Genomic DNA, 13,075 nt, shown 5'->3' with positions numbered 1-13,075 from the left:
CGCCTTCCAGCGAAAGGACACGACATGGCCACGGAGACCTTCACCCTCGACGATGTCCGCCGCATCCTGCGTGAGGGCGCGGGCAAGGACGAGTCGGTCGACCTCGACGGCGACATCCTCGACAAGGGCTTCGCGGATCTCGGTTACGACTCCCTGGCGCTGATGGAGACCGCCTCCCGCATCGAGCGCGAGTACAAGGTGGCACTGGACGAGGACGTCCTCGACATCGAGGTCGTCACGCCGCGCACGCTCATCGACGCGGTCAACGCCGGACTCGACGGCTGACGTCTTCCCGCGCCCCGTGTGACGGAACGTTCCCCCCAGTACCGGCAGACCCGGTCAACCGCCCCACCGCCGACACCGATCCCCCTGCGGAGAGTGATGCCCCATGCCCCACGAGTCCGCCCGGCAGGACGAGCGACAGCAGGTCAACGAGCGAGAGGAAGAGCACGTGCCCAAGCCGACAGCCCTGGTCACCGGTGCCACCAGCGGGATAGGACTCGCCACCGCGCGGCTGCTCGCGACTCAGGGGCACCGCGTGTTCATCGGCGCGCGCACCAAGGAGAACGTCGCCGCGACCGCGGAGGAGCTGCGCGGTGAAGGGCTCGATGTCGACGGCCAGGCCGTCGACGTCACGTCGGACGCCGACGTCGCCGCGTTCGTGCAGGCCGCAGTGCGGCGTTACGGCACCATCGACGTCCTGGTGAACAACGCCGGCCGCAGCGGCGGCGGCGTCACCGCCGACATCGGCGACGAGCTGTGGCACGCGGTCATCGACACCAACCTCAACAGCGTCTTCCGCGTCACCCGCGAAGTGCTCAACACGGGCGGCATGCGCCACAAGAGCCGTGGCCGCATCATCAACATCGCGTCGACCGCGGGCAAGCAGGGGGTGGTGCTCGGCGCGCCCTACTCGGCCTCCAAACACGGCGTGGTCGGTTTCACCAAGGCCGTGGGCAACGAACTGGCGAGCACCGGCATCACGGTCAACGCCGTCTGCCCCGGCTACGTGGAGACGCCGATGGCCCAACGCGTGCGGCAGGGATATGCCGCCGCCTACGACACGACCGAGGACGCCATCCTGGAGAAATTCCAGGCCAAGATCCCCCTGGGCCGCTACTCGACGCCGGAGGAGGTGGCCGGTCTTGTGGGCTACCTCGTGTCGGACGCCGCCGCGTCCATCACCTCCCAGGCGCTCAACGTCTGCGGTGGCCTCGGCAACTTCTGAAGCCCGTACGTCCGGGGCGCCGGCACTCGGCGCCACGCCCCCGGCGCGCCGCCCCGGGGGCACCCCCACCCGCGCCGCCGGCGGTCCGTCGCCGCCCGGCCCGCGCTCCGCACCTTCCGGAGGGAAGCACCATGCCGCAGCCGCCGTCCCGTGAGACAGAGCACGAGATCGAGATCTCCGCCCCGGCCGAGGCCGTCTACGAACTGATCGCCGACGTGCGCAACTGGCCGCGCGTCTTTCCACCCACCATCTACGTCGACCGCCTGGAGCACGACGAACGCCAGGAGCGCATCCGCATCTGGGCGACCGCGGGCGGCGAGCCCAAGAACTGGACGTCGCGCCGGACACTGGACCGGGCGGGCCTGCGCGTCGACTTCCGCCAGGAAATCTCCACGCCCCCGGTGGCGGCCATGGGCGGCGCCTGGGTGATCGAGGCGTTGGGCGGCTCGGGCTCCCGGGTCAGGCTGCTGCACGACTACCGGGCCATCGACGACGATCCCGCGGGGCTGGCCTGGATCGACGAGGCCGTGGACCGCAACTCGCGCTCCGAACTCGCGGCGCTGAAGACGAACGTCGAACTGGCCACGGCCGCCGCGGAGCGGACGTTCTCGTTCGAGGACAGCGTCTCGGTGGAAGGCGCGGCCGAGGACGTCTACGACTTCCTCAACGAGGCGAACCTGTGGCCCGACCGGCTGCCCCACGTCTCCACCGTGCGGCTCACCGAGGACACGCCCGGTCTTCAGACCCTGGAGATGGACACGCGGGCCAAGGACGGCAGCACGCACACCACCGTGTCGCACCGGGTGTGCCTCCCGCACAGCCGGATCGCCTACAAGCAGATCACGCTGCCCAAACTGCTCGCGCTGCACACCGGCTACTGGGAGGTCCGCCCCGCCCGAGCGGGGCAGGACGACGGGCCGCTGACCGTCGTGTCGCAGCACACCGTCGTCCTGGAGACCGCCAACATCGCCGCCGTGCTCGGGCAGGACGCCACCGTCGAGGACGCCCGCGCCTACGTGCACGGGGCCCTGAGCACCAACAGCCGGGCCACTCTCGGCCACGCCAAGACCTATGCCGAGCAGCGGCACCTGCTCCATGGCGCCGAACGCTGACCGGCTGCCCGGGACCGGCCCGGCCGCGTCGCCACCGGCCCGCGCGGCGGACCGGGACACCGATGTCGTCGTGGTCGGCGCGGGCCCGGTGGGTCTGCTGCTCGCGGGCGAGCTGCGGCGGTGCGGGGCCGAGGTCACCGTCCTCGAACAACGGGCGGCCCCGCGCGAGGAGTCCCGCGCCACCACGCTCCACGCCCGCACCATGGAGATCTTCGCCGGCCGCGGCCTCGCGCCGTTCCTCGACGCCGCGGCCGGCGCTCCCGAGGCGGGGGCAGGGACGGGCCCGGGGGACGCGTTCCGCACGCTGCCGCGGGTGAGCCACGGCCACTTCGGCGGCATACGGCTCGACCTCTCCCTCCCGGGGCCGTACGCGGGGCAGTGGAAACTGCCGCAGCCGCGCACCGAGGCACTGCTCAGGCGCTGGGCGCTGTCCCTGGGGGCCCGGCTGCTCACCGGGCACACGCTGCGGCAGCTCACCGAGCACGGTGACGCGGTGGCCGCTCAGGCCGAGGGCCCCGCGGGCACGCTGCGGCTGCGGGCCCGCTACCTGGTGGGCTGCGACGGCGAGGACAGCACGGTGCGGCGCCTGGCCGGCATCCCGTTCGAGGGAACGCCCACGCGACGTGAACTGCTGGCCGCCGACGTCGCGGGGCTCACCATTCGGGACCGCCGGTTCGAGACGGGGCCGCGAGGGCTGGCGGTCGCCGCCAGTAACGGTGACGGACCGACCCGCGTCATGGTCCACGCGTTCGACAGGCCCGTGCGGCGACGCGCGGGCACGGCCCCGGACTTCGCCGAGGTCGCCGACGTCTGGCGGCGGGTCACGGGCGAGGACATCACGGCCGGGGCCCCCGTGTGGACCCACGCGTTCGGCGACGCGTGCCGGCAGGCCGCCGTCTACCGGAAGGGCAGGGTGCTGTTGGCCGGGGACGCCGCGCATCAGCAACTTCCCGTCGGCGGGCAGGCGTTGAATCTGGGACTACAGGACGCCGTGAACCTCGGCTGGAAGCTGGCCCTGACGGCCAGGGGCCTGGCGCCCGACACCCTGCTGGACACCTACCACGACGAGCGGCACGCGGCGGGCCGCCGGACGCAGGACAGCGTGAGGACCCAGATGTGGCTGCTCCTCGGCGGCCCGCGGGCGGAGGCGCCGCGCGCGGTGCTGTCCGAACTGATCGCCCATGAGCCCGGCGCCCGCCGCCATTTCGCCCGCCTGGTCTCCGGCCTCGACATCCGCTACGGGGACGCCCCGGATACAGCGTGCGGCCATCCGTGGGTGGGCGCCGTGTTCCCGCAACTGCCGTTGCGGCTGGCGGACGGCGCCGCGGTGACGGGCGCGCCGCTGCGCGCCGGCCGCGGCACGCTGCTGGTGCTCGCCGCAACCGCCGCCGCGGAGACGCACGACTGGACGAAGCCCACCGGCCCCTGGGCGGACCGCGTGGACGTGGTCACCGCGCGGCCGGACCCCGCGGCGCCGCCCGAGGCGGCGGTGCCACCGGCCGTGGGGGAGGGGGCAGCTGTCCTCATCCGCCCGGACGGTCACGTCGCCTGGGCGGGAGACGCCCCCTCGACGGCTCTGGCCGACGCGCTGCTGCGGTGGTTCGGCGCGCCGGCAGCGGCACCGGGACACACGCGCCCGGCTTCCTCCGAGGAGTTCCTATGACACACACGACGCGCGGCACACGGACGGACGCCGCGCACAGCGCGTCCTCGTCTGCCCCCGAACCCCGGGCCCGCCGCACACCGATGAAGGGCGTCATCCTCGCCGGCGGCCACGGCACGCGGCTGTACCCGATCACCCTCGGCGTCTCCAAGCAGATGCTGTCCGTCCACGACAAGCCGTTGATCTACTACCCGCTCTCCACGCTGCTGCTGGCCGGCATCACGGACATCCAGATCATCTCATCGCCCGAGGACATCGGTAGTTTCCGCAGGTTGCTCGGCGACGGCTCCGACCTGGGCATCTCCCTGAGCTACGCGGAGCAGGACAAGCCGCGCGGCGTGGCGGACGCCTTCCGCGTCGCGGCCCGCCACATCGGGAACGACCCGGTGGCCCTGATCCTGGGCGACAACCTCTTCCACGGCGCGGGCTTCAGCAAAACGCTGCAACAGCACGCCCGTGACATCGACGGCTGCGTCCTGTTCGGCTACCCGGTGCGCGAACCGGAGCGCTACGGGGTGGCCACCACCGACGGGCACGGCAGGCTGCTCGGGCTGGAGGAGAAGCCCGCGGCACCGCGTTCCGACCTGGCGGTCACCGGACTGTACTTCTACGACAACGACGTGCTCGACATCGCCAGGGACCTGGCCCCGTCCGAGCGCGGTGAGCTGGAGATCACCGACGTCAACCGCGTCTACCTGTCCCGGGGGAAGGCGCGCCTGGTCGAACTGGGGCGCGGCTTCGTCTGGCTGGACACGGGGACGCACGACTCGCTGACCGCCGCCGCTCAGTACGTGCAGCTGATGGAACGGCGCCAGAACATCCGCATCGCCTGCGTCGAGGAGATCGCCTGGCGCATGGGACTCATCAGTGAGGAGGACTGCTACCGGCTCGGCCGCAGACTGGAGAAATCCCCCTACGGCCAGTACCTGATGTCCGTCGTGCGCCACGGCAGACGCGCCGACGGCCTGGAGTGACCCGCGTCCGCCCGTCGCGACGCGGCGATCGCGCCGCCGCGAACGGCGGCCTTCCGCACGCCACCGAGCTACCCGAGGACATCACCATGCCCCAGCTGTCCCTCAACGACGGCCTCCTGCACGTGTTCAACATCTTCGACACCGACAGCCCGGAGAACCAGGAGACGATCCTCGACGCGATGCGGGACATCGTCGACAACGCCGACTATCCCGGCTGGGTCTCCTCGACCGTCCATGCCGGGCTCGGCCGGCCCGGCACGGCCAACATCGTGCAGTGGCGGGACCGGGCCGCCCTGGAGGCGCGCTACGCCGGGCAGAAGTTCAAGCAGCGGACGGTCCCGGAATTCCAGCGGCTGGCCACCGAGTTCTGGCTCATCCAGACCGAGGTCGTCTTCTCCCAGCAGCACCCGGACGCACAGCCGCCGGTGCGGGTCTCTCCCGACCGCGACGACTTCACGGTCCTGATGGTCCTGAAGTCCCGTCCCGAGAACCAGAAGGAACTGATCGACGTACTCGCCAGGCCCGACTCCTGGACGGCGACCCGCCCCGGCTACCGCTCCCACACGCTGCTGCGCGGCCTGAACGGCCCCTACCTGGTCAACTACGCCCAGTGGGACAGCAGGGAGGACTACGAGGCCTTCCACACCTTCCCCGAGGACCAGCGCCCCGCCCCGGTGCGGCGCGGGCGGGAACGGGCGCGGGAGCTGGCGGTGAGCCGGTGGGCCAACACCTTCCGGGCCGTGCACTCCCGGTCGGCGGGCGCCGCCGGCTGACCGGCCGGGAGGGCGGTCCGCCGGCGCGCCGCCCGGATCGTCCCGGCCCGGCCCCTCCGCAGCACACGGCGCATCACCGGAAGGAAACCCATGCGCTACCTCTTCACCACTGTCCCGGGCAGTTCGCACGTGCTGCCCCTGGTCCCGCTGGCCCACGCGGCGCTCGCCGCCGGCCACGAGGTGGCGGTCGCCACCAGCGGCGCGGGGCTGTCCTCCGCGGTTTCCGCGGGACTCACCGCCATCGCCACGGACGACGGCCGCTCGGCCCGGCCCTACGAGGAGATGGCCCGTGTCATGCACGAGACCGACCGGGGCAGCCGGCAGAACGACGCCGAACTGGTGGACTACTTCGGCGCGACCTTCGCCGAGGTCGGCTCCGCCATGCTGCCGGGACTGCTCGACGCGGCTCGCGCCTGGCGGGCCGACGCCGTCATCTATCCGCCCCCGCACCCCGCGGGCCTGCTCGCCGCGCGCGCCCTGGGCATCCCGGCCGTCCTGCACAACCTCGGCATCCGCCGGCCCACCTTCGGTCCCGCCCTCGCCAAGCTGGAACCGCTCGCCCAGCGCCTCGGCGTCCCCGGCCCGCGCGAGGCCGACCTCCAGATCGACCTCAGCGCGCCCTCACTCGCCAATCACGTGCAGGGCCCGCCGCAGGAGAACACGATCCCGCACACCCTGCGCATGCACCCCTCGCCCTACAACGGCGCCGGACCCCTGCCCGCGTGGGCACTGCGCCGCCCGGGCGACGGCACGCGCCGGGTCGTGGTCACGCTGGGCTCCCTGCCCGCCAGTTACGGGCGCGGGGAACTGCTGCGGGACATCATCCTGGGCACCCGGGACCTCGCGGTCGAATTGATCGTCGCCACCGGCGATGTCGAACTGCCCGCACTGCCCCAGCCGTTGCCCGGCCACGCCCGGCTCGTGGGCTGGGTGCCCCTGCGTCCGCTGCTGGCCACGAGCGACGTGCTGATCCACCACGGCGGCCTCAGCAGCATGTACACGGCGTTCGTGGCGGGCGTGCCCCAGTGCCTGATCCCGGCGCCCGGCGCGGGGGGCGAGCCCAACGCCCGGATCGTCTCCGGGCGCGGAGCCGGGCTCGGCCTCGCGATGGACGAGGTCACCCCCGAGGCCGTCAGGTCCGCGCTGCGCGAACTGCTGGACCGGCCGGACTACGGGCGGGTCAGCGCGGACGTCGCGGCCGAGATCGACGCCATGCCGCTGCCGGCCGAAGTGATCGGCCGTCTCGACCGGTTCGTCGCCGAGGCGGGAAGGACCGCGCCGCCGGCACCGCCGCCCGCCGGGACGTCCCGGGAGACCGCCGGCGGACGGGGCGCACGATGAGAATCCTCGTCACCGGCGGCGCCGGTTTCATCGGCTCGCACTACGTCCGTTCGCTGCTGGCCGGCGAGTACACCGGCGGCGCGCCCGTCGCAGTCACCGTGCTCGACGCCCTGACGTACGCGGGACGCCGCGGCAACATCCCGGCGGACGGGCTCGACTTCGTGCACGGCGACGTCTGCGACCTGCCGCTGCTGCTCGACCTGTTCCCCGGCCACGACGCGGTGGTGCATTTCGCGGCCGAGTCCCACGTGGACAGGTCGGTGGTCTCCGGCGTGGAGTTCGCCCGCAGCAACGTGCAGGGCAGCCAGGCCGTGCTGGAGGCGGCCCTGCGCAGCGGGGTGCCCCGCGTGGTCCACGTCTCCACCGACGAGGTGTACGGGTCCATCGAGCGCGGCTCGTGGACGGAGGAGTACCCGTTGCTGCCCAACTCGCCCTACGCCGCTTCCAAGGCGGGCTCCGACCTGCTGGCGCGCGCCTACTGGCGCACCCACGGGCTGAACGTCTCGGTGACGCGGTGCAGCAACAACTACGGCCCCTACCAGCACGCCGAGAAGCTCATTCCCCGGTTCATCACCCGGCTGCTCAGGGGCGCCACCGTGCCGCTGTACGGCAGCGGTCGCAACGTCCGCGAGTGGCTGCACGTGGCGGACCACTGCCGGGCCGTGCACCACGTGCTCACCGGCGGGCGGGCCGGGGAGATCTACCACGTCGGGGGAGGGGAGGAGCGGACCAACCTCGAAGTCGCCCAGCGTCTCGCGGCGTTGTGCGGAGCCGACCCCGGGCTCATCCGGCACGTGACCGACCGGAAGGGCCACGACCTGCGGTACTCGCTGGACGACAGCAAGATCCGGCGGGAGCTGGGCTACGCGCCGCGCATCGCCTTCGAGGACGGGCTGCGCTCCACCGTCGACTGGTACCGCGAACACACCGAGTGGTGGGCGGCCCCCGCGGCCCAGGGTCCCGATCCCGACCCCCTCCCGCACCCGGTCACCAGCCCGCGGGCCCGCACCGGCCAGCTGCCCTGAACCCCCCGCACCCGCGCGAGCCGACCGCCGCGCCGGGGCCCCAACGGGAAGGAAGGACATCCGATGGACACGGACGTCATCATCGTCGGAGCAGGGCCCACCGGCCTGATGCTCGCCGGCGAACTCCGGCTGCAAGGCGCCGGGGTGATCGTGATCGACCGCCTCGCCGAGCCGACCGGCCAGTCCCGCGGCCTGGGCTTCACCGCCCGGGCGATGGAGGTGTTCGACCAGCGCGGTCTGCTGCCGCGCTTCGGAAAACTGGAGACCAGCCCGTTCGGCCACTTCGGCGGCATCCAGTTCGACTACACGGTGCTGCCGGACGCGCACTTCGGCGCCCGCGGCATCCCGCAGTCGCAGACGGAGGACGTGCTTGCGGGGTGGGCCGTCGAACTCGGCGCGGACCTCCGCCGCGGCTGGGAGTTCCGCGCGCTGGCCGAGGAGGAGGGCCGGGTCGTGATCGACGTCGGCACCCCGGAGGGCGACCGGCGGCTGAGCGCCTCCTACCTCGTCGGGTGCGACGGCGGCCACAGCGCGGTGCGCAAGGCCGCGGGCATCGACTTCCCCGGCACCCCGCCGACGCGGGACATGTATCTCGCCGACGTCCGGGGCCGCGACCTGGCACCGCGGTTCCTCGGCGAGCGGAAGCCGGAAGGCATGGTGATGGCGGCGCCCCTGGGCGGGGGCGTGCACCGGATCATCGTGTGCCCGCACGGCACGGTACCCCGCGAACGCGGCCAGGCGATTCCCTACCGCGAGGTGGCCGACGCCTGGCTGCGGATCACCGGGGAGGACATCAGCGACCTGACCCCGGGCTGGGTCAGCTCGTTCACCGACGCGACCGGGCTGGCCGCACAGTACCGGCGCGGACGCGTGCTCCTCGCGGGCGACGCCGCCCACGTCCACCTCCCGGCCGGCGGGCAGGGCCTGAGCTTCGGCGTCCAGGACGCGGTGAACCTCGGCTGGAAGCTCGCCGCCGACATCCGCGGCTGGGCACCGCCAGGACTGCTCGACACCTACCACACGGAACGGCACGCGGCGGGCGTGCGGCTGCTGCTCCACACGCGCCTCCAGGGGCAGTCCTTCCTCGGCGGCGACGAGGCGGAGCCGCTGCGCGCGGTGCTGACGGAACTGATCGCCCACGAGGACGTGCGCCGGCACCTGGCCGGGTCCGTCAGCCATCTGGACCTGCGGTACGACGTGGGCCCGGGCGAGCACCCGCTGCTCGGCCGCAGGCTGCCGCCGCGCGCGGTGCGTACCGTGAACGGCGCCGTGACCACCACGGAACTCCTGCGCGGCGGCCAGGGCCTGCTGCTCGACCTCTCCGGTGGGCAGGGCGCCGGCTCCGCCGAGCTCGCCACGGCCGGCGAGCGCTGGAAGAGCCGGGTCGTGACGGTCCACGGCCGGCTGCCCGACCCCGCCGTGGACGCGGTGCTCGCCGGCACCGGCGCCCTGCTGGCACGGCCGGACGGCCACATCGTGTGGACGGCCGCGGACGACGTCCGGCTCCAGGAGGCACTGGAACGGTGGTTCGGCCCGGCGCCCGCCGACGGCTGAACCGCCTGGCGCGCCTCACCGCGGCCCCCGTTCCGCGACTCCGTATCCCACATCCGCATCCCGCACGAGCAGTGCCTCGCCCGAGTGCACCGGCGACCGACCAGAAAGTGACGACGACATGACGACCCGGGTGTGGAGCTACCTCCACGAGTACGAGCAGGAGAAGGACGACATCCTCTCCGCCGTTGAACAGGTTTTCTCTTCCGGCCAGTTGGTGCTCGGCGAAAGCGTGCGCGGCTTCGAGACCGAATTCGCCGCCTACCACGGCCTGCCGTACTGCACAGGCGTCGACAACGGCACCAACGCCCTCAAGCTGGGCCTCCAGGCGCTCGGCGTCGGCCCGGGCGACGAGGTGATCACCGTCTCCAACACGGCCGCCCCCACCGTGGTCGCCATCGCGAGCACGGGGGCGACCCCCGTGTTCGTCGACGTGCGGGAGGAGGACTTCCTCATCGACCCCCGGCTGGTGGAGGCCGCCGTCACCCCGCGCACCAAGGCGCTGCTGCCGGTGCACCTGTACGGGCAGTGCGTCGACATGGCGCCGCTGCGCGAGGTGGCCGCGCGGCACGGCCTGGCCGTCCTGGAGGACTGCGCCCAGGCGCACGGCGCGCGCCACCACGGGGAACTGGCGGGCACGATGGGCGACGCCGCGGCGTTCTCCTTCTACCCCACCAAGGTGCTCGGTGCCTACGGCGACGGCGGAGCGGTGGTCACGGCGTCCGCCGACACGGACGAGGCCATGCGGCAGCTGCGCTACTACGGCATGGCCGAGGTGTACTACGTGGTGCGCTCTCCCGGCCACAATGCGCGCCTCGACGAGGTGCAGGCCGAGATCCTGCGGCGCAAGCTGCGCAGGCTGGACGCCTACATCGCGGCGCGCAACGCCGTCGCGCGCCGCTACGAGGAGGGGCTCGGCGACCTCACGGGCCCCGGCGGGCTGCTGCTGCCCGCCACCAACCCGGGCAACACCCACGTGTACTACGTCTACGTGGTCCGCCACCCCCTGCGCGACAAGATCATCGAGGCGCTGAAGCGCTACGACATCGCGCTGAACATCAGCTACCCGTGGCCGGTGCACACCATGAGCGGATTCCGGCACCTCGGCCACCGCGAGGGCGACCTGCCGACGACCGAGCGCCTGGCCCGGGAGATCTTCTCGCTGCCGATGTACCCCTCCCTGCCCCGGGAGACGCAGGAGCGGACGATCGAAGCCCTGCGCGAGGTGCTGGTCGCGCTGTGAGGGCCACTCGTGCCGCCCCCGGCGCCACCACCGTGACCACCCGACGCGACGCGACCAGACCGAGCGAGGACGTTATGGAGATACGCGCACTCGACATCGCCGGAGCGTACGAGTTCACCCCACCGGTATTCACCGACGAGCGGGGGCTGTTCGCCTCCCCCTACCGCGAGGAGGCGTTCCACAAGGCGCTCGGCCGCCCCCTCTTCCAGGTCCGGCAGGTCAGTCACAACCTGTCGATGCGCGGTGTGCTGCGCGGCATTCACTACACCGCGACGCCACCCGGCTCCGCCAAGTACGTCTGCTGCCCGCACGGCGCGGTGCGCGACTTCCTGGTGGACCTGCGGGTGGGTTCCCCGACGTTCGGCCGGCACGAGACCACCTCCCTCAGCGGCGAAACGGGGCGCGCGCTGTACGTGCCGGTGGGAGTGGGACACGCGTTCCTCTCGACCGCCGAGGTGTCCCTGGTCACCTATCTGCTCTCCGCCGAGTACCAGCCCGCCAACGAGCTGGCCCTCGACCCGCTCGACCCGGCCATCGGCCTGCCCCTCCCCCTGTCGGAGCCGTTCCACCCGCCGGTGCAGTCGCAGCGCGACCGCGAGGCGCCCTCGCTCGGCGAGGCGGCGGACCGCGGTCTCCTGCCCGCCTACGAGGACTGCCTGGCCGCGGAGGAACTGCTGTGACGGCGTCGCGCCTCGCCCGGGGCGGCACCGGCCGGGCGGACCCCGCGCCTGTGCTGGTGCCGCGGGCCGACACCACGCTTCCCCCGCGGCTCGCCGCGTCCGCGGCCCGCACGTTCCCCGACGGCGGAAGCGACCCGGGCGGCGTGCTCGGGTGGCTCGCGGAACGGGCCGGTGCGCACGCGTTCACGGTGCGCAGGACCCCGCTCGACGAACTGGACGGGTGGTCGTTCTCGCCGGACGGCGGCGACCTGGTGCACCGCACGGGCGGGTTCTTCCAGATCACCGGCCTCGCCGCTGAGGTCGGCGAGGGGCCGGTGCGCCACTGGGAACAGCCCATCATCCGGCAGCCGGAGACGGGCATCCTCGGGCTGCTCGCCAAGGAGATCGACGGCGTTCTGCACTTCCTGCTCCAGGCCAAGATGGAGCCGGGCAACCGCAACCTGGTGCAGCTGTCCCCGACCGTCCAGGCCACCCGCAGCAACTACGCGCGCCTGCACCGTGGTTCGCCCGTCCGGTACCTGGAGTACTTCACCGGAAGGGCGCCGGGCCGGGTGCACACGGACGTGCTCCAGTCGGAACACGGCTCCTGGTTCCACGGCAAGCGCAACCGCAACATGCTCGTGGAGACCGGTGACGACGTGCCGGCGCACGACGACTTCCGCTGGCTGACCCTGGGGCAGATCGGGCAGCTGCTGCGGCACGACAACGTCGTCAACATGGACACGCGCACCGTGCTCGCCTCGCTCCCGGTCGCCGACGCGGCGGAACCCGCCCTGCACAGCGACGCGGACCTGCTCTCCTGGCTCTCGGCGGAACGCACGCGGCGGGAGCTGTCGGCGCGGCGCATTCCGCTGTCCGAGGTCGCCGGCTGGCGGCGCCGCGACGGGGTGATCGCCCGGCCGGACGGCCACTACTTCCGCGTGGTCGGCGTGTCGGTCTCGGCCGGCAGCCGGGAGGTGTCCGGCTGGTCGCAACCCATGCTGGAGCCGACCGGCACCGGAGTGGTGGCCTTCCTCCACCAGCACGTCGAGGGCGTGCCGCACCTGCTGGTCCAGGCCCGTGTCGAGGCGGGGTTCCGCGACGTGGTGGAGCTGGGCCCCACCGTGCAGGCGACCCCGCGCAACTGGGAACGGCTGCCGCCGGGCGACCGGCCGCCGTTCCTGGCCGCCGTGCGCGAGGCGCCCCGGCGGCGCGTCCACTATCGCGCCGTGCACTCCGAGGAAGGCGGCCGTTTCCTCAACGCCGAGAGTCACTACCTCTTCGTGGCCGCGGACGAGTCGCAGCGGCGACGGCGCCCGCCCGACGACTTCCGGTGGATCACCCCGGCCCAGCTGTCCATGCTGGCCGCACGGGGGATGCACGTGAACGTCCAGGCGCGGACGCTGCTGGCCTGTCTGCGCAGCGGAGCTGTCCCGCTCGCCCCGCCCTGACGCGACGGCGGCCACGAGCGGCCGGCCGACAGGTACGAACACCCCGAAGGAGAAC

The 13,075-nt window shown here is 72.9% G+C and carries 12 protein-coding genes; all 12 read left to right on the top strand.

Annotated elements, in window-relative coordinates; translation table 11 throughout:
- The first annotated feature begins 24 nt into the window (after window positions 1-24).
- The 12 genes from LC193_RS03515 to LC193_RS03460 all read left to right on the top strand — a co-directional run bounded on the left by LC193_RS03515 (window position 25) and on the right by LC193_RS03460 (window position 13,020).
- A complete protein-coding gene (locus LC193_RS03515; protein WP_226071411.1) occupies window positions 25-285 on the top strand; it encodes an acyl carrier protein in 261 nt (86 codons plus the stop codon).
- A 103-nt stretch (window positions 286-388) separates the two neighbouring features.
- Entirely contained in the window at window positions 389-1,228 is an 840-nt protein-coding gene (gene fabG / locus LC193_RS03510) for a 3-oxoacyl-ACP reductase FabG (RefSeq protein WP_226071409.1), read from the top strand.
- Window positions 1,229-1,359: 131 nt separating this feature from the next.
- Window positions 1,360-2,340, top strand: coding sequence for an aromatase/cyclase (locus tag LC193_RS03505; RefSeq protein WP_226071408.1), 981 nt, complete (start codon window positions 1,360-1,362; stop codon window positions 2,338-2,340).
- Complete coding sequence (locus LC193_RS03500; RefSeq protein WP_226071406.1) at window positions 2,324-4,003, top strand: FAD-dependent monooxygenase; 1,680 nt, start codon at window positions 2,324-2,326, stop codon at window positions 4,001-4,003. The genes LC193_RS03505 and LC193_RS03500 overlap by 17 nt, the downstream gene beginning before the upstream one ends.
- A gap of 83 nt (window positions 4,004-4,086) precedes the next feature.
- Window positions 4,087-4,977: a glucose-1-phosphate thymidylyltransferase RfbA gene (gene rfbA / locus LC193_RS03495; RefSeq protein ID WP_226078463.1), complete on the top strand. Its 891-nt coding sequence runs from the start codon at window positions 4,087-4,089 to the stop codon at window positions 4,975-4,977.
- An 86-nt stretch (window positions 4,978-5,063) separates the two neighbouring features.
- Entirely contained in the window at window positions 5,064-5,750 is a 687-nt protein-coding gene (locus tag LC193_RS03490) for an antibiotic biosynthesis monooxygenase family protein (RefSeq protein ID WP_226071404.1), read from the top strand.
- Window positions 5,751-5,840: 90 nt separating this feature from the next.
- Window positions 5,841-7,091, top strand: coding sequence for a glycosyltransferase (locus LC193_RS03485; protein WP_226071402.1), 1,251 nt, complete (start codon window positions 5,841-5,843; stop codon window positions 7,089-7,091).
- Complete coding sequence (gene rfbB, locus LC193_RS03480) at window positions 7,088-8,116, top strand: dTDP-glucose 4,6-dehydratase (protein WP_226071400.1); 1,029 nt, start codon at window positions 7,088-7,090, stop codon at window positions 8,114-8,116. Before LC193_RS03485 ends, rfbB begins: the two co-directional genes overlap by 4 nt.
- A 63-nt stretch (window positions 8,117-8,179) precedes the next feature.
- The gene (locus LC193_RS03475) at window positions 8,180-9,670 is read left to right on the top strand and encodes an FAD-dependent monooxygenase (RefSeq protein WP_226071398.1); all 1,491 of its coding nucleotides are present in this window, start codon (window positions 8,180-8,182) and stop codon (window positions 9,668-9,670) included.
- Between the two features lie 118 nt (window positions 9,671-9,788).
- On the top strand, window positions 9,789-10,910 hold the full coding sequence (locus LC193_RS03470) for a DegT/DnrJ/EryC1/StrS family aminotransferase (protein WP_226071397.1): 1,122 nt from the start codon (window positions 9,789-9,791) through the stop codon (window positions 10,908-10,910).
- 74 nt (window positions 10,911-10,984) lie between these two features.
- Window positions 10,985-11,590 carry a dTDP-4-dehydrorhamnose 3,5-epimerase family protein gene (locus tag LC193_RS03465; protein ID WP_226071395.1) on the top strand — a complete coding sequence of 202 codons (606 nt, stop codon included), beginning with the start codon at window positions 10,985-10,987 and terminating at the stop codon, window positions 11,588-11,590.
- Window positions 11,587-13,020 (top strand): NDP-hexose 2,3-dehydratase family protein, encoded by a 1,434-nt coding sequence (locus tag LC193_RS03460; protein WP_226071393.1) that lies wholly within the window; start codon window positions 11,587-11,589, stop codon window positions 13,018-13,020. The genes LC193_RS03465 and LC193_RS03460 overlap by 4 nt, the downstream gene beginning before the upstream one ends.
- The last annotated feature ends 55 nt before the right edge of the window (window positions 13,021-13,075 follow it).

Source organism: Streptomyces marincola, assembly GCF_020410765.1.
Taxonomy (GTDB): Bacteria; Actinomycetota; Actinomycetes; order Streptomycetales; family Streptomycetaceae; genus Streptomyces; species Streptomyces marincola.
The sequence above is the reverse complement of the archived record's forward strand: the minus strand, read 5'-3'. Positions and strand labels throughout refer to the sequence as shown.

Coding starts and splice junctions, on each gene's coding strand:
- LC193_RS03505 (WP_226071408.1), top strand. CDS start 1,360: ATGCCGCAGCCGCCGTCCCGTGAGACAGAGCACGAGATCGAGATCTCC.
- LC193_RS03465 (WP_226071395.1), top strand. CDS start 10,985: ATGGAGATACGCGCACTCGACATCGCCGGAGCGTACGAGTTCACCCCA.
- LC193_RS03475 (WP_226071398.1), top strand. CDS start 8,180: ATGGACACGGACGTCATCATCGTCGGAGCAGGGCCCACCGGCCTGATG.
- fabG (WP_226071409.1), top strand. CDS start 389: ATGCCCCACGAGTCCGCCCGGCAGGACGAGCGACAGCAGGTCAACGAG.
- LC193_RS03490 (WP_226071404.1), top strand. CDS start 5,064: ATGCCCCAGCTGTCCCTCAACGACGGCCTCCTGCACGTGTTCAACATC.
- rfbA (WP_226078463.1), top strand. CDS start 4,087: ATGAAGGGCGTCATCCTCGCCGGCGGCCACGGCACGCGGCTGTACCCG.
- LC193_RS03515 (WP_226071411.1), top strand. CDS start 25: ATGGCCACGGAGACCTTCACCCTCGACGATGTCCGCCGCATCCTGCGT.
- LC193_RS03485 (WP_226071402.1), top strand. CDS start 5,841: ATGCGCTACCTCTTCACCACTGTCCCGGGCAGTTCGCACGTGCTGCCC.
- rfbB (WP_226071400.1), top strand. CDS start 7,088: ATGAGAATCCTCGTCACCGGCGGCGCCGGTTTCATCGGCTCGCACTAC.
- LC193_RS03500 (WP_226071406.1), top strand. CDS start 2,324: ATGGCGCCGAACGCTGACCGGCTGCCCGGGACCGGCCCGGCCGCGTCG.
- LC193_RS03470 (WP_226071397.1), top strand. CDS start 9,789: ATGACGACCCGGGTGTGGAGCTACCTCCACGAGTACGAGCAGGAGAAG.